This is a genomic window from Streptomyces sp. NPDC001714 (genome assembly GCF_042892755.1).
Classification (GTDB): Bacteria; Actinomycetota; Actinomycetes; order Streptomycetales; family Streptomycetaceae; genus Streptomyces.
In genome coordinates, this window is the sequence record NZ_JBIAUL010000018.1 from 52,384 (window position 1) to 78,611 (window position 26,228).

Genomic DNA, 26,228 nt, shown 5'->3' on the forward strand with positions numbered 1-26,228 from the left:
TCCCCTCCGTTATTGACCCGCGAGTAATGAACTCGCTAGTTTCCGGTGGCCTCACCACGAGCTTTCCGCCGCACACCTCCCCCACCGTGCTGTCCTCCCGATTATTCGGAGCGTCATGACGTCCCCTGTGCGTGCCGTCGACCTGATCATGTGCATCACCCCTTTCGGACAACCCGATGTCAGGCTCGCCACAGCGGTCTGTGCCGCCGGCGGACTCGGCGTCCTCGACCTGGGCCGCGGCGACCGAAGAGCCCGGGAGGCGCTGGCCCGGCTGAGACGGGCCGCCCCGGGACCGTACGGCGTGCGGGTCGCCGCCGGCTGCGCCCTCACCCGGGACGAGCTCGGCCCGGCGCCCGACACCGTGGTGCGGGCCCCCGACGCACCCTGGACCATCGCCGAACTCGCCCCGCACACACGCGTGCTGGCCGAGGTGACCGATCTGGCCGAAGCGCGCGCGGCGGTCGCGGCCGGAGCGCACGGACTGGTCGCCCGGGGCGCCGAGAGCGGCGGCCGGGTCGGCGAACTGAGCACCTTCGTGCTTCTCCAGCAGCTGCTCGGCGCAACCGAGTTGGACGTGCCGGTCTGGGCCGCCGGCGGCATCGGACCGCACACGGCGGCGGCCGCGGTGGCCGGCGGCGCGGCCGGGGTGGTCCTCGACAGCCAACTGGCCCTGCTCGCCGAGTCCCGGCTCCCCGAGGCGACGGCGGCCGCACTGCGCTCCCTGGACGGCTCCGAGACGGCCGTCGTGGCCGGACACCGGGTCCTGCACCGCCGCGGCCCGGACGCCGTGCGCCCGCCCGCCGGCGATCCGGCCGCGCTGCTCGGCGCCGAGGACCTGCGCACCCAGCTGCTCCCGGTGGGCCAGGACGGCTTCCTCGCCGCACGGTTCGCCGAGCGGTGGGGCGATGTGCGGCGGACCGTGAGGGAGTTGACGGCGGCGATACGCGTGGACGCGGACGCCTGCGGGGCACTGCGCCCCGGAACCTCCGCCATGAGCCGTGCCCTCGGCACCCGGCTGCCCGTCGCGCAGGGCCCGATGACCCGGGTGAGCGACCGGGCCGCCTTCGCCGCCGCCGTCGCCGACGACGGGGCGCTGCCCTTCCTGGCGCTGGCCCTCGCCGACGGCGCCCGCACCCGCGAGATGCTGACCGAGGCCAAGGCCGCGCTCGACGGACGGCCCTGGGGCGTCGGCGTCCTGGGCTTCGCGCCCGAGGAGCTCAGGAACGCCCAGCTCGAAGCGGTCCGGGAACTGCGGCCCAGCCACGCCGTCGTCGCCGGCGGCCGGCCCGCGCAGGCCGAGGCGCTGGAGCGGGCCGGGATCAGCACCTTCCTGCACGTGCCCTCGCCCGGGCTGCTGCGGCAGTTCCTGGAGGCCGGGGCCCGGAAGTTCGTGTTCGAGGGCTCCGAGTGCGGCGGCCACGTCGGACCGCGCGCGAGCTTCCCGCTCTGGGAGGCCCAGCTCGCCGTCCTCGAGGACTTCCCGGACGCCGAGGGTCTTGAGGTGTTCTTCGCGGGCGGCATCCACGACGAACGCTCGGCGGCGATGGTCGCCGCGCTCGCCGCGCCGCTCACCGCCCGGGGCGCCGCCGTCGGCCTGCTCATGGGCACCGCCTACCTCTTCACCGAGGAGGCCGTGGACCGGGGCGCGATCCAGCCGCTCTTCCAGCGCCAGGTCGTGGCGGCCGCCTCCACGGCCCTCCTGGAGACCGCACCCGGCCACGCCACCCGCTGTGTGCCCAGCCCGTTCACCTTCAACTACCGTGAACGCGAGGCCGAGTTGCGGGACAGCGGGGCGTCCGACCGGCAGGTGTGGGAGGAGCTGGAGCGGCTCAACGTCGGCCGGCTGCGCATCGCCAGCAAGGCCGTCGACCGGTCGGCCGACGGCGCGTTGGCGCCCGTGGATGAGCAACGCCAGTTCTCCGAAGGCATGTTCATGGCCGGAGAGGTCGCCGTCCTGCGCTCGGCGACCACCACGGTGGCCGCCCTGCACCACGCCGTGACCGGCGGAGCCGCCGACTTCCTGGCGCGGCGGACGACGGCGGTGGCGCGGCCGGTCCAGCCTCCCGCCCCCGCCCCGCTCGACATCGCGATCGTCGGCATGGCCTGCATGTTCCCCGAGGCCCCCGACCTCGCCACCTTCTGGGCGAACGTGGTCGCCGGACACGACGCGGTGACCGAGGTGCCGGTGGAGCGCTGGGACCCGGCCGTGCACCACGCCGACGGCAGCACCACCTCGAAGTGGGGCGGCTTCCTGCCACCGATCCCCTTCGACCCGCTGGGCTACGGCATCCCGCCCGCCTCCCTCGGCCACATCGAGCCCGTCCAGCTGCTCGCCCTGGAGGCCGCCAGGCGCGCCCTGGACGACGCCGGATACGGCGCACAGGGACGGGAGTTCGACCGGTCGCGTACCTCCGTCGTCTTCGGCGCCGAGGCCGGCAGCGACCTCTCCAACGCGGCCACCCTGCGTGCCGTACTGCCCTCCTACTACGGCAAGGTCCCCGACGGCCTCGAGGACCAGCTGCCCCGGCTCACCGAGGACTCCTTCCCGGGCATGCTGGCCAACGTCATCTCGGGGCGGATCGCGAACCGCCTCGACCTGGGCGGCGCCAACTACACCGTGGACGCGGCCTGCGCCTCCTCACTGGCCGCCGTCGACGTCGCCTGCAAGGAACTCACCGCCGGCACCAGCGACGTCGTCCTCTGCGGCGGCGCCGACCTGCACAACGGCATCAACGACTACGTCCTCTTCTCCTCGGTGCACGCCCTGTCCCCGACCGGCCGCTCCCGCGCCTTCGACGGCTCCGCCGACGGCATCGCCCTCGGCGAGGGCGTGGCCTGCGTCGTCCTCAAGCGGCTGGCGGACGCCGAGCGCGACGGCGACCGGATCTACGGCGTGATCAAGGGACTGGGTTCGTCCAGCGACGGCCGCTCCCTGGGCCTGACGGCGCCGCGCCCCGAGGGCCAGCGGGCCGCGCTGCTCCGCGCGTACCGCAACGCCGGGATCTCCCCGGCGCAGGTCGGTCTGGTGGAGGCGCACGGCACCGGCACCGTCGTCGGCGACCGCACCGAACTCACCATCCTCAGCGAGGTGTTCGCCGAGGCGGGCGCGGCGAACGGCGGTTGCGGCCTCGGGTCGGTCAAGTCCCAGATCGGGCACACCAAGTGTGCCGCGGGTCTCGCCGGGCTGATCAAGACCACCCTCGCCCTGCACACCGGCGTCAGGCCGCCCACCCTGCACCTCGACCGCCCCAACCCCGCCTGGAAGGAGGAGGACAGCCCGTTCGCCTTCCACACCGAGGCCCGGCCCTGGGCGGCTCCGCCAGCCGAACGGGTCGCCGGAGTCAGTGCGTTCGGGTTCGGCGGGACCAACTTCCATGTGGTGCTGGGTGCGTACGACAGCGCCGTACCGCCCGAGCAGGGGCTGGACGCCTGGCCCGCCGAGCTGTTCGTGTTCCGGGGGCGGGACGAGAAGGCCGCCCACCGGGGCGTCGAGGAGATCCTGCGGGCCGCCGGGAGCGGGTCCTGGCGGCTGCGCGACCTGGCGCTCGCCGCGGCCCGCCGCGCGGACGCCTCGCACGAGCCGGTACGGGCCGCGGTGGTCGCGACCGACGTGACCGGGCTCGCCGGGCAACTGCGCCGCGTCCTCGCGGGGGAGCACGACCCGGCCGCCGGCATCCACCTGACCGACCCGCAGCCGGACGCCGACGCCAAGGTCGCCTTCCTCTTCCCCGGCCAGGGCAGCCAGCGCCCCGGCATGCTCGCCGACGTCCTCATCGCCTTCCCCGAGCTGCAGCACTACCTCCGGCTCGGCCGCGCCCACGCCGACACCCTGTACCCGCCCGCCGCCTTCGACGAGGACACCCGCGAGCGCCGCCGGGCCGCTCTCACCGACACCAGGGCCGCCCAGCCCGCCCTCGGCATCACCGGCCTCGCCGCCCACGCCTTCCTGACGGCGGCCGGCGTGCGCCCCGACATGGCCGCCGGACACAGCTACGGCGAACTCGTCGCCCTCAGCGCGGCCGGCGCGCTCGCTCCCGAGACCCTCCTGGAGCTGAGCGCCGAACGCGCGGCCGCGATCCTGGCCGCCGCGGGCGACGAACCGGGCACCATGGCCGCCGTGTCCGGCACGGCGGACGACGTCGAGCGCGCGCTGCGGACGGCCGGGGCTCCGCCCTCCGTGGTCGTCGCCAACCACAACTCGCCCCGGCAGACGGTCATCTCCGGCCCCACCGGCGAAGTGACCGAAGCCGTAAGGCTGTTGCGCGAGTCGGGCCTCGGCGCCAAGCGGATCCCGGTGGCCTGCGCCTTCCACAGCCCGGTCGTCGCCGGGGCGGGTGAGCGGTTCGCGGAGGTCCTCGCGGACACGGCCGTACGACCGCCCGAGTTCCCGGTGTGGTCCAACCGCACGGCGGCCCCCTACCGGCCGGACGCCGACGCCGTTCGCGCCGAACTCGCCGCCCAGATCGGCTCACCCGTCGCCTTCGCCGCCCAGATCGAGGCGATGTACGAGGCCGGGGCCCGGGTCTTCGTGGAAGCCGGGCCCGGGACCGTCCTCACCCGGCTCGTCGGGCAGATCCTCGGCGACCGCCCGCACACCACCGTGGCCTGCGAGCCCCGTGCGGGCGGCGGACTGCGCGGCTGGCTCGACGCGCTGGCCCGGCTGGCCGTGGCCGGCGCACCGGTACGCACCGCCTGGCTGCTGCGCGGCCGGGACGCCGTGGACGCGCTGCGGACTCCCGCGCCGAAACGGCCGGGCTGGACGGTCGACGGACAGCTCGTGCGCACCGCCGCCGGAGAACTCCTGCCCGGTGCCCTCGCACCGGCCCGACGAGTCGTGGAGACGACGACTGTGACGACGAACCAGCCGCACGGCGCCCCCGCCGACCAGGACGCGCTGATCTCCGAGTTCCTGCGCACCAGCCGGGAGATGATCGCCGCCCAGCGCGACGTACTGCTCACCTACTTCGGGGCGGCCCAGGTGCAGGCCCCGGCCGCGCCGGTGCTCCAGCAGCTGCCGTCGGCCGAAGCGGTCGTACCGCAGCCGCAGTCGGCGGAGCCCGCACCCGCTCTCGCACCCGCACCCGCGGTCGAGCCCGAGGCGACGGCCGACGTCGAGCGGGTCGTCCTGGAGATCATCAGCGAGCGCACCGGTTATCCCGTGGACATGATCGAGCCCGACCTCGATCTGGAAGCCGACCTGAGCATCGACTCGATCAAGCGGGCCGAGATCGCCGGGGAGCTGGCCAAGCGGCTGGGGATCGCGGGCGGTGCGGAGACCCTGGACGACGCCGAACTGGAAGAACTGGCCAAGGCGCGCACGGCGGCGGCCGTCACCGGATGGCTGAGGGCACGGGTCGGCACCGGTGCCGAGGAGACGGCCGCGGCCGCCACCGGACCGGCCCCGGCCGCCACCGACGGGACGCCCACCGTGTCCGAGCCGGTGGCTGCCGCCGGACCCGGTCCGGACATACCGGCATCGGAGTCCCACCCCTCCACGGCCGACGAGATCCCCGTGGGTGAGGCGCCGAAGCGGTTCGAGATGCGGCCCGTGCCCCTGGCACACCCCGCCGCCGTGGCCGACCCGGCCGGCGTGCTGTCCGGCAAGCGGTTCTTCGTCCTCGGGGACGGCGCACAGTCGGCGGCACGGCTCACCGGGTACGGCGCCGAGGCCGTGACCGTGGACGCCGACCACCTGCTCGGGGAGGCGGACGGAGCCGTGGACGGCGTGCTGTACCTGGGCGCGCTGCCCGGCAGCGACACCCCCGTGCTGCCCGCCGCCTATCCGGTCCTGCGGGCCGCCCTGGCCAGGAGCCCGCGCTGGCTGCTGGCCGCCCGTCCCGCCGACGGTCCGGACGCGGCACGCTCGGCAGGCCTGCACGGGCTCTTCCGGACTGTCGCCCGGGAGTATCCGGACACCGTCGCCCGGGTCGTGACCCTCGCGGACACCGCACCGGAGGCGGTCGCCGACGCGCTGCTCGCCGAACTGCTCACGCCGGAACCGGCTCCCGTCGTACTGCGCACATCCGCCGGCCGGCAGGGTCTCGAACTGGTCGAGGTGGCGCCCGGCGCGCTCGGCGGCACCGGAGCCGGCCCGGCCGGGGCAGGGGCCGCCGAGGCCGCCGCCCTCGGCCTCGACCGGGACTCGGTGGTGCTGCTGGTCGGTGGCGCCCGGGGCATCACCGCCAAGTTCGCGGCCACCCTCGCCGCCGCCTGCCGGTGCCGGATCGAGCTGCTCGGCCGGACCCCCGCGCCGAACGGTCCCGAGGCATCGGACACCGCCGCCGCCCGCACCCCCGCCGAACTCCGCGCCGCCCTCGCCGCCCGGGGTGGCCTGAAGCCCGCAGAGATCAACCGCGAGGCCGAACTGATCCTGGCCCAGCGGGAGATCACCGCCACCCTCGGCGAACTCGCCGCGCTCGGCAGCGAGGCCCGCTACCGCGCCGTCGACTTCCGCGACCGCGACGCCGCACTCCAGGCCGTCAAGGAGATCTACGCCGACCACGGCCGCCTGGACGGAGTCGTCTTCGCGGCCGGGGTGATCGAGGACCGGCTGATCGCCGAGAAGACCATGGAGTCCTTCCAGCGGGTCTACGGCACCAAGACGACCGGCGCGGCCACCCTGCTCGCCGCCCTCGAGGAACTGCCCAACGGGCCCGGCTTCGCCGTCCTGTTCGGCAGCATCTCGGCCGTCCTCGGCAACCGCGGCCAGGCCGACTACGCCGCCGCCAACGACGCCCTGGAGAGCCTCGGCGCCGGCTGGGCGGAGCGCACCGGGAACCGGGCGCTGACCGTGCACTGGGGGCCGTGGGCACCCGTCGGCGGCCACACCGGCATGGTCAGCCCGGAACTCGGACGCGAGTACGCGCGCCGCGGCATCAAGCTGATCGACCCCGACGAGGGCACCGCCGCCCTGCTGCGGGAACTCGCCTGGGGCGAGGAGTCCGTCCGGGCCGTCGTCTACACCGCCTCGGGCTGGTGACATGACCGACGACCGCCGGACACCGGTCGCGATCGTGGGCATGGCGGTGCTGCTGCCCGGCGCCGCGGGCCTCGACGCCTACTGGACCAACCTGCGCGACGGCGTGGACGCGATCGGCGAGGTGCCCGAAGGACGCTGGGACGCGGACTACTACCGGCCGGGCTCGGCGACCGGGCCCGCCGTCTCCGACGAGGTGTACTGCCGGCGCGGCGGATTCGTCGACGGGCTGGCCGAGGTGGAGGTCACCCGGTACGGGATCATGCCGAACTCCGTCCACGGCACCGAGCCCGACCAGCTGATCGCCCTCGACGTGGCCGCCGCGGCGATCGCGGACGCGGGCGGCGCGGACCGGCTGCCCGACCGGCACCGGATCGGGGTGGTCCTGGGCCGGGGCGGCTATCTCACGCCCGGCCTGGTCCGGCTCGACCAGCGGGTCCGGACGGCGGGGCAACTCGTCCGCACCCTGGGTGAGTTGGTGCCCGACCTCACCCCGGGCCAACTGGCCCGGGTGCGCGAGGCGTTCACCGATCGGCTCGGCCCCGCCAGCCCCGAGTCCGCCATCGGCCTGGTACCCAACCTCGCCGCCTCCCGGATCGCCAACCGCCTCGACCTGCGCGGCCCCGCCTACACCGTGGACGCGGCCTGCGCCTCCTCCCTGGTCGCCGTCGACCAGGCCGTCACCGAACTCACCGCCGGGCGCTGCGACGTGATGCTCGCCGGGGGAGTGCACCACTGCCACGACATCACCCTGTGGAGCGTCTTCTCCCAGCTGCGCGCGCTCTCCCCGAGCCAGCGCATCCGCCCCTTCCACCGCGACGCCGACGGCATCCTCATCGGTGAGGGCACCGGGGTCGTCGTCCTCAAACGCCTCGCCGACGCCGAACGCGACGGCGACCGCGTCTACGCCGTGATCCGCGGCACCGGCGTGGCCAGCGACGGCCGTACCGCCGGACTCGTCAACCCCGACCCCGGCGGCCAGACCCACGCCGTACGCCAGGCCTGGCGGGCCGCAGGTCTCGACCCCACCGCACCGCACTCGGTGGGCCTCCTGGAGGCGCACGGCACCGCCACCCCGGCCGGCGACACGGCCGAACTGACCACCCTGGCCGAGGTGTTCGGGCCCGGCGACGAGAACGAGCGGGCCGTGCTGGGCTCGGTGAAGTCGATGATCGGCCACACCATGCCGGCCGCCGGAGTCGCCGGGCTGGTCAAGGCCGCCCTCGCGCTCCACCACGCCACCCTGCTGCCCACCCTGCACTGCGACGACCCGCACCCGGCCCTCGCCGCCACCCGCTTCCGCACCCTGGACCGGGCCCGGCCCTGGGAGACCGCCCCCGGACAGCCGGTCCGCAGAGCCGCCGTGAACGCCTTCGGGTTCGGCGGGATCAACGCCCACGTGGTCCTGGAGGAGGCCCCCGGCAACCGCGCGGCCGCCGTCACCCGCAGCACGGGAGTCACCGGGCCTCGCGCGGGGGAAGCCACCGCACCCGGCAGTGCGGGAGTCACCGGGCCTCGCGCCGAAGAAGTCACCGCATCCCGCGGCTCCGAGGTCACCGGACCCCGCGGCTCCGAAGTCACCGCACCCCGCGTCGCGGAGGTCATCGAACCCGAGCGCATCCTCCTGCTCGCCGCCGACACCCCCGAGCGGCTGACCGCCGTCCTCGCCGCCGACGACTCCGCCGTCCTCGCCGCCGGTCTGGCCCCCGAGGGCACCCACCCGCAGGCAGGCCCCGCCCGCCTCGGCATCGTCGACCCCACCGCGAAACGGCTCGCCCTCGCCCGGCGCGCGGTCGGCAAGGGCCGCGCCTGGCAGGGCCGCAACGACGTGTGGTTCCGGCCCGACCCGCTGCTCCGCACCGGCGGACCGGCCTTCGTCTTCCCGGGCCTGGAAGGCGAGTTCACTCCCCGCGTCGACGACATCGCCGCGCATTTCGGCCTCCCCACCGTCACCGGTCCCGTCACGGACGCCGTGCGGGTCGGGGACGTAGGCCGTCATGGGTTCGGTGTCGTCGGCGTGGGGCGGCTGCTGGATGCGGCGCTGCGCCGGATGGGCGTGGTGCCGGACGCGGTCGCCGGGCACAGCGTCGGCGAGTGGACGGCGATGGTGGCCGCCGGGCTCTACTCGGGTGACCAAGTGGACGCGTTCATGGCCGAGTTCGACCCCGACGCGGTCACCGTCCCGGGCCTCGCCTTCGCCGCCGTGGGTGCCCCCGCCGACCGGGTCCTCGCCGCGCTCCACGCGGACTGGACGGACGCCGGGATCGTCCTCTCCCACGACAACGCGCCGAACCAGTCGATGGTCTGCGGCCCGGACCGGGCCGTCGCGGACTTCGTCCGGGCCTTCCGCGCCGACGGCGTGCTGTGCCAGGTGCTGCCGTTCCGGTCCGGCTTCCACACCCCGATGCTGGAGCCGTACCTGACCCCCATCAAGGAGGCCGCCGAGCGCTTCCGGCTGCACCGGCCGACCGTCCCGGTCTGGTCCGGCACCACCGCGGCCCCCTTCCCGGCGGCCGAGGCGGAGGTGCGCGAGCTGTTCGTCCGGCACCTGCTGGAGCCGGTCCGGTTCCGGCAGCTGGTCGAGGCCCTCTACGCCGCCGGGCACCGGGTCTTCGTCCAGACCGGCCCCGGTCAGCTGGCCTCCCTGATCGGCGACACCCTCGGCGACCGCGACCACCTCGCCGTCGCCGCCAACTCACCCCATCGCTCCGGTCTGGCCCAACTGCGTCGCGTGGCAACGGCGTTGTGGACCGCGGGTGCCGCCGTCGCCCCGGCGGTCCCGAAGACCGGCAGCGCGGCGACGCCGTCACGGCAGCGGCCGCCCGTCCGGCTCGACCTGGGCGGCGCGCTGGTGTCCCTGGACGGTCCGGAACTGCACGAACTCCGCACGGCGCTGGGCAGCCGACGGAACCCCGCCGGACCCTCCCCGCTGGAGGACTTCGCCACCCGCGTCCCGGCCGCCGCCGAACTCGACGCGCTGCTGCGGGAGACGGCCGACACGGCAGCGGCCCTCCTCACCACGATCAGCGCCTCGTCCGCCACCGCGGCCCGCACGGCCGCCCGTGCCCTGCCTCGCGTCCCGGCCCCCGCAGTGCCTCCGCCCACCGGACCCCAGCCGCCCCCCACCTCCCGCACCACCACCCTCCGGGTGTCCCCCGAGGCGATGCCCCACCTCCTCGACCACTGCTTCTTCCCGCAGCGCCCCGGCTGGCCCGACACCGAGGACCGTTGGCCCGTGGTCCCCGCCACCACGATCGTCCAGCACATGACGGACGCGGCCGAGGAGGCCACCGGACTGCGGGCGGTCGCCGTGCACGGAGCCCGTTTCGACCGCTGGCTCACCGCCACACCCGCCGTCGACGTCCCGGTCACCGTCACCCCCGAAGGACCCGGCCGCGTCTCGGTCACCTTCGGCCCCACCGCCCGCGCGGTCGTCGAAGTGGCCCCGGACCACGCGCCGCCGCCCGCCGGCCCGGCCCGGCCCCCGGCCGCCGAGCGCACCCCCGATCACCCCGCCGCCGAGCTGTACGCCGAGCGCTGGATGTTCCACGGCCCGGCGTTCCAGGGCGTCACCGAGCTCTCCGCGATCGGTGACCGGCATGTCCGCGGAGTGATCACCACGCCCGCCGCCCCCGGTGCCCTGCTCGACAACGTCGGCCAGATCCTCGGCTACTGGATCATGGCCACCCGCACCGAGCGGACCGTCGTCTTCCCGGTGCAGATGCGGGAGATGCGCTTCCACGGCCCGCATCCCGCCCCCGGCACCGAGGTCGGCTGCCTGGTGCGGATCACCTCGCTCACCGACACCGTCCTGGAGGCGGACGTGGAGCTCACCGTCGGCGACCGGGTCTGGGCCCGGATCGGCGGCTGGCAGGACCGTCGCTTCGACAACGACCCGCAGACCCGCCCCGTCGAACGCTTCCCGGAGCGCAACACCCTCTCCGAGGCCCGGCCCGGCGGCTGGACCCTGCTCCACGAGCGCTGGCCGGACCTGGCCTCCCGCGAGCTGATCATGCGCAACTCCCTCGGCGGAGCGGAGCGTTCGGAGTACGCCGAGCACCCGCCACGCGGCCGCCGGCAGTGGCTGCTGGGCCGGATCACCGCCAAGGACGCGGTGCGGCAGTGGCTCTGGCAGCACGGCGAAGGGCCGGTCTTCCCGGCCGAACTCCGGGTCCGCAACGACGCGTCGGGCCGCCCTTACGTCGTCGGCGTGCACGGCCGCACCCTGCCCGCGCTGGACGTCTCCCTCGCCCACCGGGCCGAGGCGGCGGTGGCGATCGTACGCCCGCACACCCCCGGACCCGGACCGGGCATCGACCTCGAAGAGGTCGCCGAACGAGACCCGGCGGCCATCCGGGCCGCGCTCGGCGCGGACGAACTCCGCCTGCTGCACGCTCTCTCAGCCGACGGTTCCCCGTCGCTGTGGTTCACCCGCTTCTGGGCCGCCAAGGAGGCCGTCGCCAAGGCGGAGGGCACCGGATTCGGCGGCCGGCCCCGGGACTTCACCGTCCTGGAGGCGGCCCCGGACGGCAGCCGGCTGCTGGTCTCGGGCCGGCTGGAACGCGCCTACCCGGTGCACTGCGCGCCGGTCCGCAATCCCCCCGCACTGCCGGACCGCGACTACGTCGTGGCCTGGACCACCGGACCGGCAGCCGCAGACCCCGAGGAGGACCCGCGATGAATCCCACCGAACCCGAGATCCGAGCCGACGAGGAGGCCGTGCTCGCCGACCTCGCGCGCATGCTCCGCACCCTCCTGGAGGAGTACGGCGACGACGACGCCGAGATCGGCATGAGCACCACCTTCAACCGCGACCTGGAGCTGGAGAGCATCGACCTGGTCACCCTGGCCGGGCTCCTGGAGGAGCGGTACGGGAAGCGGGTCAACTTCGCCGAGTTCCTGGCCGGGATGGAGTTCGACGAGATCATCGAGCTGACGGTCGGCCGGCTCGTCGAGTACGTGGTGTGGAGCCTGAAGGCCACGGAGGCGGGCTGAGCCATGGCGATGGTCGACACCGGGGACATCCGGCTGCACGTACAGAGAATGGGCCCGGGGGAGGGCCGCACCCCCCTGGCCACCGTGGTCCTGGTGCACGGGCTGCTCACCGACAGCCTGGCCAGCTACTACTTCACCGTGGCCCCCGCCTTCGCCGCCTCCGGCCTCGACGTGGTCATGTACGACCTGCGCGGCCACGGCCGCAGCGGCCGCCCCAGCGGCGGGTACACCCTCGACCACAACATCGACGACCTGGAGGCCCTGCTCGACCACCTGTCGATCACCGGCCCGGTCCACCTCGTCGGCAACTCCTACGGCGGCACCATCGCCTTCGGCTACGCGGCCCGCCACCCGGAGCGCACCGCCAGCCTGACCCTCATCGAGTCCGAACCGGCGACCGCCGCCTGGGCCGCGAAACTCGGCGGCATCCTGCACCGGGTCGTCACCGAACTCGCGCACAACGAGCCGGACGCGATCGCCTGGATCACCGCCAACCGCAGCCACAACACCGCCCGGCTGGCCAAGGGCGCGGCCCGGCTCGCCCGCGAGACCAGCCTGGGCCGGGACATCCCGGCCAGCCGGGTCCTGACCGAGGACCAGATCAGCGCCGTACGCTGCCCGGTCCTCGGGGTGTACGGCGGCGACTCCGACCTGGTCGGGGTGGTCCCGCTGAAGGAGGCCCTGCTGGCGGACTACCGGTCGGTGGTGCTGCCAGGGCACGAGCACTCCGTGCTGGTCGAGGCGGCCGGCACGGTCGGCGGACACATCCTGGAGCTGATCCACTCGGTCGGCGGCGGCGTACGGGCCGGGGCCCGGTGAGCGGCTTCCTGTTCGTCGTACCGCCCCTGGTCGGGCACATCAACCCGGCCGTCGGCGTCGCGGCCGAACTCGCCGCGCGCGGGCACCGGGTGGCCTGGGTCTGCGCGGACGCCGGGCTGGTGCGCCGGCTGGCCGGGCCCGAGGCACGGGTGTTCCCGTGCGCGGGGACCGCGGAGGGGGAGCGGCGGCCCGCCGACCTGCGGGGCGCGGAGGCGCTGAAGTTCCTCTGGGAGTGGTTCCTGGTGCCCCTGGCGGACGCCATGGCGCCGGGCGTCCGGGCGGCCGTCGACGAGTTCCGCCCCGATGTGGTGGTCGCCGACCAACAGGCCTTCGCCGGGGCTCTGGTGGCCGAGCGGCTCGGGCTGCCGTGGGCGACCTCCGCGACCACCTCGGCCGAGTTCGGCGACGCCTACGACGGCATCCCCAAGGTCGCCGAGTGGCTCCGGGACCGGCTCGCGGAACTACGGGACCGCATCGGCGACCCGGCGGGCACCGCAGACCCGCGCTTCTCGCCGTTGTTGACGCTCGCCTTCACCACCCCCGAACTGGCGGGCCCCACCGACCGTCCGGCGGTCCGCTACGTGGGACCGTCGATCTCCGAGCGGCCGGTCGCCGACGGCTTCCCCTGGGAGTGGCTGGACCCCAGCCGGGAGCGGGTCCTGATCTCCCTGGGCACCGCCAACGCGGACGTGGGCGGCCGGTTCCTGGCCGAGTGCGTGGCCGCCGTCCGCGAACGGGCCGACCGGGTCCAGGCGCTGGTCGCCGACCCCGGTGGCACCCTGCCCCCCGCGGCCGACGACAAGGACCTCCTGATCCTGCCCTCGCTGCCCCAACTCCCGCTCCTGGAACGGGTCGACGCGGTCGTCTGCCACGCCGGGCACAACACCGTCTGCGAGGCCCTGTGGCACGGCGTCCCGCTGGTCGTCGCCCCCATCCGCGACGACCAGCCGGTGATCGCCGGGCAGGTCGTCGACGCCGGGGCGGGCCTCAGGGTCCGGTTCGGCCGGGTCACCGCCGCGCGGCTGGGCGAGGCCCTCGACACCGTCCTGTACGAGCCCGGCCCGCGCACGGCGGCGGCCAGGATCCGCACCGCGTTCCGCGCGGCGGGCGGCGCACCGGCCGCCGCAACCCACCTGGAAGCCCTCGCGGCCGACCCGCACGCAAGGAGAACCGATGAGCAAGCAGAGTGAGATCGAGGCGCTGCGCTCCGCCTATCGGCGGGACCTCACCGAGGGCACCGACCGCTTCTTCGAACCCCGGCGCACCACCTGCCCCTGGTGCGCCTCCGACCGGCTGACCACCCGGCTGCGCACCACCGACCTGCTCCAGCACAAGCCCGGTTCCTTCGCCCTCGACCGCTGCGGGGACTGCGGCCACACCTTCCAGAACCCGCGCCTGAACGACACCGGCCTGGAGTTCTACTACCGCGACTTCTACGACGGCCTCGGTGAGCAGAAGATGAGCGGCACCTTCGGCGGCCGCACCAAGATGTACCAGGGCCGCGCCCGGTCCATGCTCCCGCACGACGCGACCCCGAAGAACTGGCTCGACGTCGGCACCGGCCACGGCCACTTCTGCGAGGCCGCCCGCGAGGTGCTGCCCGGCACCGCCTTCGACGGTCTCGACTTCACCGACGGCGTCGAACTCGCCGCGCGCGAGGGCCGCGTGGAGCACGCCTACCGCGGCGCCTTCCCCGACCTGGCCCCCGAACTCGCCGCCCGCTACGACGTGGTGAGTATGTTCCACTACCTGGAGCACAGCACCGACCCCGACCGCGAACTGCGCGCCGCGCACGAGACGGTACGTCCCGGCGGTCACCTCCTCATCGAGGTCCCCGACCCCGAGAGCCGCTACGCCCGCCTGCTGGGCCGCTGGTGGCTGCCCTGGCTGCAGCCGCAGCACCTGCACTTCATCCCGGTCGCCAACCTGCGCGCCCGCCTCACCGAGCTGGGCTTCACGGTCGTCGCCGAGGAGCACGCCGAGGCCCACGACCCCGTCGACCTGCTGGCCGCCGTCTGGCTCGCCCTGGACCACACCGCCCCGCGCGAGGACGCCCCCTGGCTGCCGACCCCGCCCGGCGGCCTCCAGAAGACCCTCCGCGCGGCCCTGCTCATCGCGGGCATCCCGGCCCTGATCGCCGGCACCCTCCTGGACCGCTTCGCCGTACGGCCGTTCTCGCGCCGTCTTCGGGTCTCCAACGCCTACCGCATCGTCGCCCGGCGCGGCTGACGCCTCGCCTCACAGCACCTTCGCGCGGATCATCGCCGACAGCACCAGGGCGCCCGGCAGCAGCGGGATCCAGTCGGTCAGGACGCGGTAGCCGATCACGGTCGCGGTGGCGACCGCGACCGGGGAGCCGAACGCGACCAGCGTGATCACCAGCGCCGCGTCCACCGCGACCCCGCCGGGTACCGGTACGGCACCTCCCGCCGTGCCCGCCGCCAGGTACGCGAAGATCACGGTGCCCCACGACAGCCCGAGGCCGAGCGCCTCCCCGGTGCAGGCCAGCACACACGCCTGCACCAGCGGCATCGCGGTGGCCCCGCCCCACAGGGCCAGCACCCGGGAGGGCCGCGCATGAACCGTCCGGGCATCGGTGAGCGCGGAGCGGACCAGCCCGGTGACCGGCCGCCGCAGCGGTCGCACGACGGCCGTCGCCACGCCCACCAGGGTGAGCACCGCGGCGACCGGGATCAGCACCACGCCGTCCGGGACCAGCTCGCCCAGCCGCCGCCAGGCGGACGAGGACAGCAGGAACACGATCAGCACGACCGCCTTCGCACCCGACTTGGCCACCGAGTACAGCGCGATCGAGGAGGTGGCCCGCTCCAGCGGGACGCCCCGGGTGCGCAGGAAGCGGACGGTGACCGCGTGTGCGCCGAGCCCGGCGGGCAGCGCGTGGTTGGCGGCGCCGGCGGCGAACTGCGAGGCCAGCAGCAGCCCCGGCGGCAACCGGTCGGGCACGGCGCCCTGCCGCATGCAGGCGGCCACCACCCAGGTCAGGCAGGTGAAACCGCCGGCGGCCAGCAGCCACGCCGGTTCGGCACGGGCGAGCCGGGTGGCGCCCTCGTACAGCAGTGACTGGTTGGTCAGCCCCCAGACCGCCGCGATGAGCAGCGGGGACAGACACAGGGCGAGCCGGAGCGGCCGGCCCGCCATCGAGGAGGGCGCCGGCAGCGGACGCACGGGTGCGTCGGGGCGGGACGACGACAGTGATGACAGTGAGGACACGGGGACGTTGTCCTTCCACGGCGGGCCGGCGGTGGGGAGCCGCAGGCGAGCAGACGCCGGGGAGCCTTCCCGTCCCGTATGACACCCGGATGTCCGAAAACCGAAGGCAGGGGGGCGGGCCGGTGCCGCGGGCACGGTGGTACCCGGCCGACCCGGTAGCCTTCCTGGGGAAGGAGCACGCGACAGGGGAGGATCCGGCGGTGCACGTCCAGGAATGGCTCGACTCGGTGCCTGCGGTCGCCGTCTACGCCGTGGTGGCGCTGGTGATCGGACTGGAGAGCCTGGGCATCCCGCTGCCGGGCGAGATCGTCCTGGTCTCCGCCGCGCTGCTCTCCTCCCAGCACTCGGGCGTCAACCCGTTCGTCCTCGGCGCCTGCGCGACCGCGGGCGCGGTGATCGGCGACTCCATCGGCTACGCGATCGGCCGCAAGGGCGGCCGTCCCCTGCTGGCCTGGCTGGGCAGGAAGTTCCCGAGACACTTCAGCGAGGGCCACGTCGCCACCGCCGAGCGCTCCTTCGAGAAGTGGGGCATGTGGGCGGTCTTCGTCGGCCGCTTCATCGCCCTCCTGCGCATCTTCGCGGGCCCCCTGGCCGGCGTCCTCCACATGCCGTACTGGAAGTTCCTGACCGCCAACCTCCTCGGCGGCATCTGCTGGGCGGGCGGCACGACGGCGGTCGTCTACTACGTCGGCGTCGTCGCGGAGGACTGGCTGAAGAGGTTCTCGTACGTGGGCCTGGCGGCAGCGGTCCTCTTCGGCCTGGCGTCGATGCTGATCGTCCGCCGCAAGGCGAAGAAGGTCCAGATGACGCAGAAGGAAGCGGAACCTGTGAGCGCCGGGGACTGAAGCGCCCCGAAAGGGGCGCTGGGATTACCCCCGGCCGAAGGCTGGGGGAGGAACTGCGCGACCAGCCCCCACTCCGCCGCACCCGCCACACGACCTACTCATGCACCCCGCGATGCGCCTTGGCCAACTCCGCATAGAAGGTCCCGTTGAGGGTCACCCCCTCCCGCTCCTCCCGGCTGAGCTCGCGCCGCACCTTCGCCGGCACCCCCGCCACCAACGACCCCGGCGGAACCACCATCCCCTGCGGCACCAGCGCCTGCGCCGCAACCAACGACCCCGCCCCGATCACGGCACCGTTCAGCACGGTCGCCCCCATCCCGATCAGGCAGTCGTCCTCGACGGTCGCCCCGTGCACCACCGCGTTGTGCCCGATGGACACCCGCTCCCCGACCCGCACGGGAAACCCCGGATCCGCGTGCAACGTCACATTGTCCTGGACGTTCGCCCGCGCCCCCACGGTGATCCTCTCCACGTCCCCCCGCACCACCGCGCCGTACCAGACACTCGCCCCGGCCTCGAGCGTCACGTCCCCGATCACCGAGGCGGTCGGCGCCACGAACACGTCGGCCTCGATCCTCGGCTCACGCCCCCCGATCCCCACGATCAGCGCCTGCTGCGTCATCACCGTCTCCCATCGTCATCGACGTCCACGGCAACCTAGCCCACCACCTGGGGCGAAGATCACAGCAGCCCGCCCTCTTCAAGCCGGCGCCCGCTGAGTAGCGTGACTGCGTGCCGAAGCCCAAGAACACGTTCTCGTCCTGGCCCCGCCGCCTCGCCCAACGCGCAGTGCACGCGGCCTGGGCCTGGCTGCAGCGCACGGGATCCGTCACCGCCGACCACCCCGGCCGCTTCCGGTTCGGCGCCCTCGGCGAGGCCACCCGCCTCGCCTTCCCGCTCGGCACGGTCTTCGGCGAACCGTGGATCCACCTCGGCTCGCACTGCATCGTCGGCGAACAGGTCACCCTCACCGCGGGCCTGATGCCCGACCTCGACCTCGGCCCCGACCCGATCCTCCGCATCGGCGACGGCGTGGTCCTCGGCCGCGGCAGCCACGTCATCGCGGACACCACGGTCACCATCGGCAGCGACTGCTACTTCGGCCCGTACGTCTACGTCACCTCCACCAACCACTCCTACGACGACCCGCACGAGCCCATCGGCCGGCAGTGGCCCCGCATGGAGCCCGTGGAGATCGGACCGGGCTGCTGGATCGGCACCGGCGCGGTGATCCTGCCGGGCGCCCGGATCGGACGGAACGTGGTGGTGGCCGCCGGCGCGGTGGTCCGGGGCACGGTGCCCGACCACGCCGTGGTGGCCGGCGCACCCGCCCGGGTCGTACGCCGCTGGACGCCCGAGACCGGCTGGCAGCCGCCGCTGCGCACGCCCCCGCCGGTGCCGATCCCGGCGGGCACCACGCCGGAGCAGCTGCGCGCGCTGGCGGAGCTGGACGAGGAGGACGTGGCGCGGCTCGCCGAACTGGAACCCGAGAGCTGAGCGCGCGTCGGCCGCCGGTTCAGCCGGTGGCCAGCAGCAGCGTCCCCACCAGCGCCAGCCCGGCGCCCGCCGCCTGGATCGCGCGCAGCCGTTCACTGAGGAAGCCGCGGGCCGCGAGCGCGGTGACCACCGGGTAGAGCGAGGCGAGCACCGCGGCGACGGTGACCGGGCCGTGCTGGGCGGCGACCGAGTACGTGCCGTTGGCCGCGACGTCGGCGAGTCCGACGAAGCCGAGCGCCGGGAGCGCGGCCCGGGCGAAGCCGCCCTCCGGCAGCGCGGGCACACCCCGGCGCACGGACAGCCACAGGGCGGCGCCGCCCGTCGCGACGCTGGTCAGCCGCTGCACGAGGAGGGCCAGGAAGAGGCCGGTGACCGTGGTGGACGCCTCCGTGATCAGCGCGAACACCGTGCCGAAGCCGCCGGCGGCGACCAGGGTGAGCAGGATCGTCCGGCGCTGCACGGGCGCGCCGCGCAGCTGCGGGCCACCGGCCAGCACGACCCCGGTGACGGCGACCGCGATGCCCGCGACCTGGAGCAGCCCCGGCCGCTCGCCGAGGAACAGCCCGACCCCGACCGGGACGGCGACGCTCAGCGTGGCCAGCGGGGAGACCACCCCCATCGGGCCGAGGGCGAGGGCCCTGTAGAAGGAGAACAGCGCGACCGGCCCGACCAGACCCGCCGCGAACGCGAACCAGAGCCGGGGCCCGGCCTCGCTCCAGCCGCCCGTGGCCACCACGATCACACCCAGCACGACCGCCGCCAGACCCTGCGACACGACGACCACCGTGAGCGCCGGCGCGCGTCGGGTGAGCAGTCCGCCGCCGAAGTCGGCCAGCCCCCACAGGAGACTGGTGGTCAGGGCGAAGAATGCTGTCACGGCCCGCCTCGCAGTACAGTTCGGTGAACGATCAGGTACACCCCATCGTAGTTCAGTCAGATGAACTGCGTCATTCAAAATATTTGACCGCAAGGACCACAATGCCTTCCACGATGGACGGAACGTGTCGGACCTCGACCTGCTGACCCAGTCCCTGGCCCGCAACGTCAAGCACTGGCGCGCGGTGCGCGGCTTCACCCTGGACGTGCTCGCGACCCGGGCCGGAGTCAGCCGCGGCATGCTGATCCAGATCGAGCAGGCCCGCACCAACCCGAGCATCGGCACGGTCGTCAAGATCGGTGACGCGCTCGGCATCAGCATCACCACCCTGCTCGACTACGAACAGGGCCCGAAGGTCCAGATCATCCCCGCCGACAAGGCCGTCCGGCTGTGGCACACCGACGCCGGCAGCTACAACCGGCTCCTCGCCGGCACCGAGGCACCCGGCCCGCTGGAGATGTGGGACTGGCATCTGATGCCGGGCGAGAGCAGCACCTCGGAACCCCACCCGACCGGCACGGTGGAGATCGTCCATGTGACCGCCGGTGAACTCACCCTCACCGTCGACGGGACCGAATACCGTGTGCCGACGGGCGCCAGCGCCTCCTTCGAGGCCAACACGGCCCACGTGTACGGCAACACCGGGGACGTGCCGATGGAGATGGTGATGACGGTCTCCGTGCCGCCCGTGCCCTGAGCCCCGCGGGCCGGGCTGTTAGCGTGCGGACATGCGCGCACCCATCGGAGACTTCGACACCGCCGTCCCGGCCCCGGACTGCCTCGACGAGCTGACCGCGCCGGTCGCCGACGCCGTACGCCACTGGACCGGCGCCGTGCCCGCTGACCGGATCGTCTACGTCGAGACCGACCCGCGGTGGGCGGACACCGCGGTCTTCGTCGAGCACTACGGGCGCGACCTGCTGGAGAAGTCGGCCAACTGCGTGGTGGTGGCGGGCAGGCGCGGCGGCGAGACCACCCTGGCGGCCTGTCTGGTGCTGTCCACCACCAAGGTGGACGTCAACGGCGTGGTGCGCCGCCAACTCGGCGCCCGCAAGGCCTCGTTCGCGTCGACGGACACCGCGACCGGGGCGACCGGCATGGAGTACGGCGGCATCACCCCGATCGGACTCCCGCAGGACTGGCCGCTGCTGGTGGACCCGGCCGTGGTCGACCTGCCCTACGTGCTGGTCGGCAGCGGCCGCCGACGCGGCAAACTCCTCGTCCCCGGCAAGGCGTTCGCCGACCTGCCGGGTGCGGTGGTGCTGGCGGGGCTGGGAGTCTGAGGCGGGTCCGGGCGAAGTCCGCTGCGGTTCGGCAGCGGCCCGTCAGGGGCGCTGGGGATACCCCCGGCCGAAAGCCGGCGGAGGAACTGCGCGACCAGCAACGACGGCGCCGCGGTCGACCGAGGCTTGTCGCGGCACTTCCGCGGCGCGCTCAGGAGACGGCGTGCGCGTGGTGGGCCAACGCCAGGTGCGGGTCCGCCTGGCCCGGCGCCGGTGCCGGATCCGCGTGCACCAGGGCCGCCGTCAGCCGCGGTACGGCGTGCAGCAGCGCATGTTCCGCCGCGACGGCGATCGTGTGGGCCTGCCGTACGGTCGCCTCGCCGTCCACCACGACCGCCACCTCGGCGCGCAGCCGGTGCCCGATCCACCGCAGCCGCAGCTCACCCACCGCCCGCACCCCCGCCACCTCGCGCAACGCCCGCTCGGCCCGGTCGGTCAACTCCGGGTCCACGGCGTCCATCACCCGCCGGAACACCTCGCGCGCCGCGTCCCGCAGCACCAGCGCGATCGCCGCCGTGATCGCCAACCCCACCAGTGGATCGGCGAGTTGCCAGCCGAGGGCGGCGCCGCCGGCCCCCAGCAGCACGGCCAGCGAGGTGAACCCGTCAGTACGGGCGTGTAGTCCGTCGGCCACCAGTGCGGCCGAGCCGATCTCCCGGCCCACCCGGATCCGGTACCGGGCCACCCACTCGTTCCCGGCGAACCCGACGAGCGCGGCCACCGCGACGGCCGTCAGGTGGGTGACCGGACGCGGATCCAGCAGTCGTTCGACGGCCGTCCACGCGGCGAAGACGGCGGACGCGGTGATCGTCAGCACGATCGCGATCCCCGCGAGGTCCTCGGCCCGCCCGTAGCCGTAGGTGAAGCGACGGTTCGCCGCGCGGCGCCCGAGCACGAAGGCGATGCCCAGTGGTACGGCGGTCAGCGCGTCCGCCGCGTTGTGCACCGTGTCGCCGAGCAGGGCGACCGAGCCGGACAGGACCACCACGACCGCCTGCACGAGCGCCGTCGCGCCGAGCACGGCCAGCGAGACCCAGAGCGCCCGCATGCCCCGGGCCGAGGACTCCAGCGCGGGATCGAGCTTGTCGGCCGTCTCGTGGGAGTGCGGCTTCAGGAGGTGGGTGAGGCGGTGGCGGAGGCCGGCCGAGGGGGAGTGGGAGTGGCCGTGCTGGTGGTCATGGTCGTGCTCATGGCCGTGGACGGGCTCGCCCTGCCGGTCGTGGGCGTGGTCGTGAGGGTGAGGGTCGTGCGCGGGTGTGTGGTCGTGGGGGTGGCGGTCGTCCGCGTGTGCGTGTTCGTGGTGGTGCCGGTCGCTCATGCGGCTCCCCTCTCCGTGCGCGGGACGTGGACACGGGACGCCCACGACGCCATTATGTGCGTATGAGCGCACGCTTGCACCTATCACCTGCGCATCATGCGCATCCGCGCACCCCGGGCGAGGAACAGTTCGCGCTCGCCGCCGAACTCCTCGCCCTGCTCGGCGACCGCACCCGGCTCACCCTGCTGCACGCCCTGACCGCGGGGGAGGCCGACGTCAGCACGCTCACCGAGGTGTGCGGTGCCGCCCGGCCCGCCGTCAGCCAGCATCTGGCCCGGCTGCGGCTGGCCGGTCTGGTGGGCACCCGCAAGGAGGGGCGGCGGGTGGTGTACTCGTTGCGCCACGGTCACCTGCGGACGCTCGTCGAGGAGGCGCTGAAGGTGGCGGACCACCGGCTGACCGAGACCGCTGCCGCACCAGACGATTGAGCTTCTCCAGCAGGGCGAGCACCGCCTCCGGATCACTGGTCGCGGCGGCCGGCGCCGGGCCGAGGGGCGTTTCCCGGACCGCCTTCACATGCGCGGACGGCTCCGCGGCCGCCGCCACCGCCCCGATGGCCGCGGGGGCCACACCCCCGTCCGGCGTCCACCTGGCCATGGCCCTCGCGGTCGTCCTGCTCGCCCTCGCCGGTAGGGCGCTGTTCACGACCCGCACCGGGAACCCGGCGGCCGTCCCCGCCTGGCTCTCAGTAGGCGGCGGCCGAACCGAGGTACTGCTCGGCGAAGGCCGTGGCCGCCGCACGTGAGGTGAAGAGCCTGCGCAGCCGGGCCAGGCTGGTGCCCGCGAGGAAAGGATCGCCGGAGGCCGTGCCGTGGTAGATGCCGGACAGGAACTGCGAGAACTCCTGGTAGTCCCAGACCCGGCGCAGGCAGGCGTGGGAGTAGCCCTCCAGGCCGGCGTCGTCGCCCTTGGTGACGTGCCCGGCGAGCGCGTCGCCCAGCAGGAAGGCGTCGTGCAGGGCGAGGTTCATGCCCTTGGCGGCGATCGGCGCGGTCAGGTGCCCGGCGTCTCCGGCCAGGAAGAGGCGGCCGTAGACCAGGGGTTCGACCACGTAGTCGTGCATGTCCAGCAGGCGCTTCTCGATCAGCCGCCCCTCGGTGAGCGGCGGCGCCCCGGCCGCGCCGAGCCGTTCGCGCAGCTCGTCCCAGACCCGGTCGTGCGACCAGTTCTCCGGATCGTCGTCCGGCGGGCACTGCAGGTAGTAGCGGGTGACCTCGGGGCTGCGCGCCATGTGCCCGGCGAAGCCGTTCGGATGGACGCCGAACACCACGCAGTCCGAGGACGGCGGCGCCTCGGCGAGCAGCGCCAGCCACGCTATGCCGTAGTCCTTCCGGGCGACCCGCACCCGCCCCTGCGGTATCGCCGCCCGGGTCACCCCGCGGGCCCCGTCACAGCCCGCCACGAACTCGCAGCGCAGAACGTGCCGTTCGCCGGTCCCGGGGTCGAGGTACGACACGGCGGGCCGGTCCGTCTCCAGGTCGTGCAGCCCGACGTCCCGCACCCCGAACCTGATGTCCCCGCCGCGCACGTCGGCGTACTCCCGCACCAGGTCCGTCACCAGCAACGGCTGTGGGTAGACGTAATGATGATGATCCGTCAGTTCGCGGTAGTCGAACCGGAACCGTTCGCCGTCGAAGCGGAACTCGCACTCGCTGTGCACCTGCGCCCGGGCCGCCAGGCCGTCGCCCAGGCCGCGCTGCCGGAGCCCGCGCACCGCCCATTCCTCGATGACCCCGGCCCGTGGCCGGGTCTCGATGAACTGTCTGCTCTCGGTCTCCAGGACCACGCAGTCGACGTCGGCGGCCCGCAGGATGTTCCCGACGGTCAGCCCTGCGGGCCCGGCGCCCACGACGACGACCGTACGGCGTTCTCCGGAGGGGGAGTTGCTGTGGGGGGAGGGGTGAGTCACCCCCGCATTATGACGGTGTCCCGTCAGCCACGGCAGTGCCACCGTGGCTGACGGGACGCAGGCGAGGAGGAGGGGTCAGTGCGCCGGGGCGTCCGTGACCACGACCTCGTCGATGCTGCGCTCGATGTCCTCGGCCGTGGAGGCGGTCGCCTTGGCCCAGTAGTAGATGCCGATCGAGAAGGCGGCGATGACCAGGATGTCCCACCACAGCGCGATGTTGTTCTGGCCGCCGAAGCTGCCCTGCCAGGAGATCAGGCCCATGCCGATCAGGTAGACCGGCAGCCACTGCGCGGCCCGGAAGTCCAGCCGGGGCGCGTCCGGCAGGTTCCTGCTGTGGGCGTAGAAGGCGTAGCCGCCGAGCAGCAGGTAGCCGAGGACGATCGCGAGGCCGAGCCGCCACAGGATGTCCCAGCCGGACCAGTAGATGATCAGGTTGGCGACCACGAACGACAGCGGCGAGACCACCTTGCCGAAGGGCAGCCGGTACGGGCGCTCGCGCTGCGGCAGCTTGTCGGTGAAGACGCCGTAGGCCAGCGGGGCGCCGGCGTACATCAGCACGCTCGCCGAGGTGATGAAGCCGACCAGCTGCTGCCAGCTCGGGAACGGCAGGAAGCAGATCACGCCGGTCACGAAGGACATGATGAGGCCGAACCACGGCACACCGCGGGAGTCGGTCCGGGTGAAGATCTTCGGCGCGTAGCCGTTCTTCGCCAGGCCGTAGGAGACGCGGGAGGTGGCGGTGGTGTAGATGAGGCCGGTGCCGCCGGGGGAGATGATCGCGTCCAGGTAGAGGACCCAGGCCAGCCAGCCGAGGCCCACCAGGGTGGCGAGACCGGCCCACGGGCCGCTGATGCCCTCGTACGCGAGGTGGCCCCAGCCGCGCGCGAAGGTGCTGTGCGGCAGCGCGGCGATGAACACGACCTGGAGCAGGACGTAGATCACGGCACCGATCGCGACCGAGCCGAGCGTGGCGCGGGGCAGGTCCTTCTTCGGGTTGCGGCTCTCGCCGGCCAGCTGGATGGCCTGCTCGAAGCCGAGCAGCGCGAAGATGATGCCGCTGGTGCTGATCGCGGTCAGGACACCCTTGGCGCCGAAGGGCGCGAAGCCCTCCGAGTGGAAGTTGCCCGGGTGGAAGTTGCCGATCGCGATGATGAAGATCGCGGCCAGTGGCACGGCGATCTTCCACCAGGTCGCGGCGCTGTTGGTGTGCGCGAGCACCCGGACGCCGAAGAAGTTGACGCCGACGAACAGGGCCATGAGCACGACCGCCGCCAGCAGGCCGCTCGCGGTCAGGGTGCCGTCGGCGTGCTGGAGGTGCTGGGCCCACTTCCAGTGACCGGCGTAACCGATCATGGCCTCGACCTCGATCGGGGCCACGGTCGCGGCCTGGAGCCAGGAGAACCAGCCGAAGGACATGCCGGCCAGGCCGCCGAACGCGTAGTGCGGGTAGCGGGCCGTGCCGCCCGCCACCGGGAACATGCCGCCGAGCTCGGCGTGCACCAGTGCCAGGAGCACGATCGCGATCGCGCCGATCACCCACGAGATGATCGCCGCGGGGCCGGCCACGCCGACCGCCTTCTCGGCGCCGTACAGCCATCCGGAGCCGATGATCGAGCCCACAGAGGCCCACATCAGGCCGATCAGGCCGACGTCTCGCCTCAGACCGCCCGAAGGTGTGATGTCCTCCGTGGCGGCTTTCTCGACACTCACCATGTCAAGTGGCCTCTCAGTTTCTGAACGCAGATTTAACGAGCAAGAGGCCACAAGGTAAGGGTCCGTTCCATGCGGACAGAAGAGTGTTGCCAAAGATTTGACCCTCGATCTTTCCTGTCTTGGCCAAAGCTTTTGCACAGGTCAGTGAGGGTCACGGAATGTCCGTATTCAGTTGTACTAAGTGAGAAGAGGGTAAGACAGACCAAGCTCAGATCTTCCTCAAATCCGGTTCAGTTCCGGCCCAGGCGAGGTATTTCGATGGCCGGGCAGCGGTCCATGACCATGTCCAGACCCGCGGCCCGCACCCGCTCGTACGCCGCCTCGTCGACCACCCCGAGCTGGAACCACACCGCCTTCGCGCCCTTCGTCACCGCCTCGTCCGCGACCACCCCGGACAGCTCGCTGTTGACGAAGACGTCGACGACGTCGACCTCGAAGGGGATCTCCGAGAGGGACGCGTAGCCCTGCTCGCCGTGCACCGTCTCCGCCTTGGGGTGGACCGGCACGATCCGCTTGCCGAACCGCTGCAGCACCTGCGCCACCCCGTACGCCGCCCGTCCCCGGTTGGACGACAGGCCGACCACCGCCCAGGTGTCACCCGTCCCGGTCAGAATCCTGCGGATCGTCGCTTCGTCGCCGTACACCGTCGGCCTCCTCGGCTCGGGGAACATTCGCCGTGGGCAACAGCGGCCGCCGGACCCTGATTCCCTGGCCCCGACCGGGTCCGCGCAGTACCGTCGGGACTGTCCGGGCGGCAGGGGGTGT

Annotated in this window: 18 protein-coding genes; 11 read left to right on the plus strand and 7 right to left on the minus strand. The window is 73.6% G+C overall.

Features of this window, described 5'->3' with window-relative positions:
• The first annotated feature begins 115 nt into the window (after positions 1 to 115).
• From ACFY0P_RS38060 to ACFY0P_RS38085, 6 genes are read left to right on the plus strand one after another with little or no spacing between them, the layout of a single operon-like run.
• A complete protein-coding gene (locus tag ACFY0P_RS38060; RefSeq protein WP_388924066.1) occupies positions 116 to 6,979 on the plus strand; it encodes an SDR family NAD(P)-dependent oxidoreductase in 6,864 nt (2,287 codons plus the stop codon).
• A 1-nt stretch (position 6,980) separates the two neighbouring features.
• A complete protein-coding gene (locus ACFY0P_RS38065) occupies positions 6,981 to 11,657 on the plus strand; it encodes a beta-ketoacyl synthase N-terminal-like domain-containing protein (RefSeq protein ID WP_388924069.1) in 4,677 nt (1,558 codons plus the stop codon).
• Entirely contained in the window at positions 11,654 to 11,971 is a 318-nt protein-coding gene (locus ACFY0P_RS38070) for an acyl carrier protein (protein ID WP_089105552.1), read from the plus strand. Before ACFY0P_RS38065 ends, ACFY0P_RS38070 begins: the two co-directional genes overlap by 4 nt.
• Before the next feature lie 3 nt (positions 11,972 to 11,974).
• On the plus strand, positions 11,975 to 12,790 hold the full coding sequence (locus ACFY0P_RS38075; protein ID WP_388924072.1) for an alpha/beta fold hydrolase: 816 nt from the start codon (positions 11,975 to 11,977) through the stop codon (positions 12,788 to 12,790).
• Positions 12,787 to 13,980 carry a glycosyltransferase gene (locus ACFY0P_RS38080; protein ID WP_388924075.1) on the plus strand — a complete coding sequence of 398 codons (1,194 nt, stop codon included), beginning with the start codon at positions 12,787 to 12,789 and terminating at the stop codon, positions 13,978 to 13,980. Before ACFY0P_RS38075 ends, ACFY0P_RS38080 begins: the two co-directional genes overlap by 4 nt.
• A complete protein-coding gene (locus tag ACFY0P_RS38085; protein WP_388924078.1) occupies positions 13,964 to 15,019 on the plus strand; it encodes a class I SAM-dependent methyltransferase in 1,056 nt (351 codons plus the stop codon). The genes ACFY0P_RS38080 and ACFY0P_RS38085 overlap by 17 nt, the downstream gene beginning before the upstream one ends.
• Positions 15,020 to 15,028: 9 nt before the next feature.
• Here ACFY0P_RS38085 and ACFY0P_RS38090 read toward each other — a convergent pair whose 3' ends face one another.
• Positions 15,029 to 16,012, minus strand: coding sequence for a YbhN family protein (locus ACFY0P_RS38090; protein ID WP_388924441.1), 984 nt, complete (start codon positions 16,010 to 16,012; stop codon positions 15,029 to 15,031).
• A 209-nt stretch (positions 16,013 to 16,221) separates the two neighbouring features.
• Here ACFY0P_RS38090 and ACFY0P_RS38095 point away from each other — a divergent pair, with 209 nt between their 5' ends.
• Positions 16,222 to 16,866, plus strand: coding sequence for a DedA family protein (locus ACFY0P_RS38095; RefSeq protein ID WP_388924081.1), 645 nt, complete (start codon positions 16,222 to 16,224; stop codon positions 16,864 to 16,866).
• A gap of 94 nt (positions 16,867 to 16,960) precedes the next feature.
• Here ACFY0P_RS38095 and ACFY0P_RS38100 read toward each other — a convergent pair whose 3' ends face one another.
• A complete protein-coding gene (locus ACFY0P_RS38100) occupies positions 16,961 to 17,488 on the minus strand; it encodes a gamma carbonic anhydrase family protein (protein ID WP_388924084.1) in 528 nt (175 codons plus the stop codon).
• A 110-nt stretch (positions 17,489 to 17,598) separates the two neighbouring features.
• On the opposite strand from ACFY0P_RS38100, the gene ACFY0P_RS38105 reads away from it, so the two are divergent.
• Positions 17,599 to 18,363, plus strand: a complete 765-nt coding sequence (locus ACFY0P_RS38105; protein ID WP_388924087.1) for an acyltransferase — start codon at positions 17,599 to 17,601, stop codon at positions 18,361 to 18,363.
• Between the two features lie 19 nt (positions 18,364 to 18,382).
• Here the strand turns inward: ACFY0P_RS38105 and ACFY0P_RS38110 are convergent, their stop codons facing one another.
• Positions 18,383 to 19,240: an EamA family transporter gene (locus ACFY0P_RS38110; RefSeq protein WP_388924090.1), complete on the minus strand. Its 858-nt coding sequence runs from the start codon at positions 19,238 to 19,240 to the stop codon at positions 18,383 to 18,385.
• 124 nt (positions 19,241 to 19,364) lie between these two features.
• Between ACFY0P_RS38110 and ACFY0P_RS38115 the strand changes: the two genes are divergently transcribed.
• Together ACFY0P_RS38115 and ACFY0P_RS38120 are read left to right on the plus strand one after the other, a co-directional pair.
• The gene (locus ACFY0P_RS38115) at positions 19,365 to 19,937 is read left to right on the plus strand and encodes a helix-turn-helix domain-containing protein (protein WP_388924093.1); all 573 of its coding nucleotides are present in this window, start codon (positions 19,365 to 19,367) and stop codon (positions 19,935 to 19,937) included.
• A 31-nt stretch (positions 19,938 to 19,968) separates the two neighbouring features.
• A complete protein-coding gene (locus tag ACFY0P_RS38120; protein ID WP_388924096.1) occupies positions 19,969 to 20,523 on the plus strand; it encodes a YbaK/EbsC family protein in 555 nt (184 codons plus the stop codon).
• Between the two features lie 151 nt (positions 20,524 to 20,674).
• Here ACFY0P_RS38120 and ACFY0P_RS38125 read toward each other — a convergent pair whose 3' ends face one another.
• Positions 20,675 to 21,841, minus strand: coding sequence for a cation diffusion facilitator family transporter (locus tag ACFY0P_RS38125; protein WP_388924099.1), 1,167 nt, complete (start codon positions 21,839 to 21,841; stop codon positions 20,675 to 20,677).
• A gap of 62 nt (positions 21,842 to 21,903) precedes the next feature.
• Between ACFY0P_RS38125 and ACFY0P_RS38130 the strand changes: the two genes are divergently transcribed.
• Entirely contained in the window at positions 21,904 to 22,269 is a 366-nt protein-coding gene (locus ACFY0P_RS38130) for an ArsR/SmtB family transcription factor (protein WP_388924102.1), read from the plus strand.
• 257 nt (positions 22,270 to 22,526) lie between these two features.
• Here the strand turns inward: ACFY0P_RS38130 and ACFY0P_RS38135 are convergent, their stop codons facing one another.
• From ACFY0P_RS38135 to ACFY0P_RS38145, 3 genes are all read right to left on the minus strand, one after another.
• Entirely contained in the window at positions 22,527 to 23,750 is a 1,224-nt protein-coding gene (locus ACFY0P_RS38135) for a 4-hydroxybenzoate 3-monooxygenase (RefSeq protein WP_388924105.1), read from the minus strand.
• Positions 23,751 to 23,825: 75 nt separating this feature from the next.
• Positions 23,826 to 25,463, minus strand: coding sequence for an APC family permease (locus ACFY0P_RS38140; RefSeq protein WP_388924108.1), 1,638 nt, complete (start codon positions 25,461 to 25,463; stop codon positions 23,826 to 23,828).
• Positions 25,464 to 25,693: 230 nt separating this feature from the next.
• On the minus strand, positions 25,694 to 26,107 hold the full coding sequence (locus ACFY0P_RS38145; RefSeq protein WP_388924111.1) for a CoA-binding protein: 414 nt from the start codon (positions 26,105 to 26,107) through the stop codon (positions 25,694 to 25,696).
• Positions 26,108 to 26,228 lie beyond the last annotated feature (121 nt).

Excerpts from the sequence above, each read along its gene's own strand:
- ACFY0P_RS38060 (WP_388924066.1), top strand. The coding sequence starts at position 116 with ATGACGTCCCCTGTGCGTGCCGTCGACCTGATCATGTGCATCACCCCT.
- ACFY0P_RS38065 (WP_388924069.1), top strand. The coding sequence starts at position 6,981 with ATGACCGACGACCGCCGGACACCGGTCGCGATCGTGGGCATGGCGGTG.
- ACFY0P_RS38070 (WP_089105552.1), top strand. The coding sequence starts at position 11,654 with ATGAATCCCACCGAACCCGAGATCCGAGCCGACGAGGAGGCCGTGCTC.
- ACFY0P_RS38075 (WP_388924072.1), top strand. The coding sequence starts at position 11,975 with ATGGCGATGGTCGACACCGGGGACATCCGGCTGCACGTACAGAGAATG.
- ACFY0P_RS38085 (WP_388924078.1), top strand. The coding sequence starts at position 13,964 with ATGAGCAAGCAGAGTGAGATCGAGGCGCTGCGCTCCGCCTATCGGCGG.
- ACFY0P_RS38100 (WP_388924084.1), bottom strand. The coding sequence starts at position 17,488 with ATGACGCAGCAGGCGCTGATCGTGGGGATCGGGGGGCGTGAGCCGAGG.
- ACFY0P_RS38120 (WP_388924096.1), top strand. The coding sequence starts at position 19,969 with ATGCGCGCACCCATCGGAGACTTCGACACCGCCGTCCCGGCCCCGGAC.
- ACFY0P_RS38125 (WP_388924099.1), bottom strand. The coding sequence starts at position 21,841 with ATGAGCGACCGGCACCACCACGAACACGCACACGCGGACGACCGCCAC.
- ACFY0P_RS38130 (WP_388924102.1), top strand. The coding sequence starts at position 21,904 with ATGAGCGCACGCTTGCACCTATCACCTGCGCATCATGCGCATCCGCGC.
- ACFY0P_RS38140 (WP_388924108.1), bottom strand. The coding sequence starts at position 25,463 with ATGGTGAGTGTCGAGAAAGCCGCCACGGAGGACATCACACCTTCGGGC.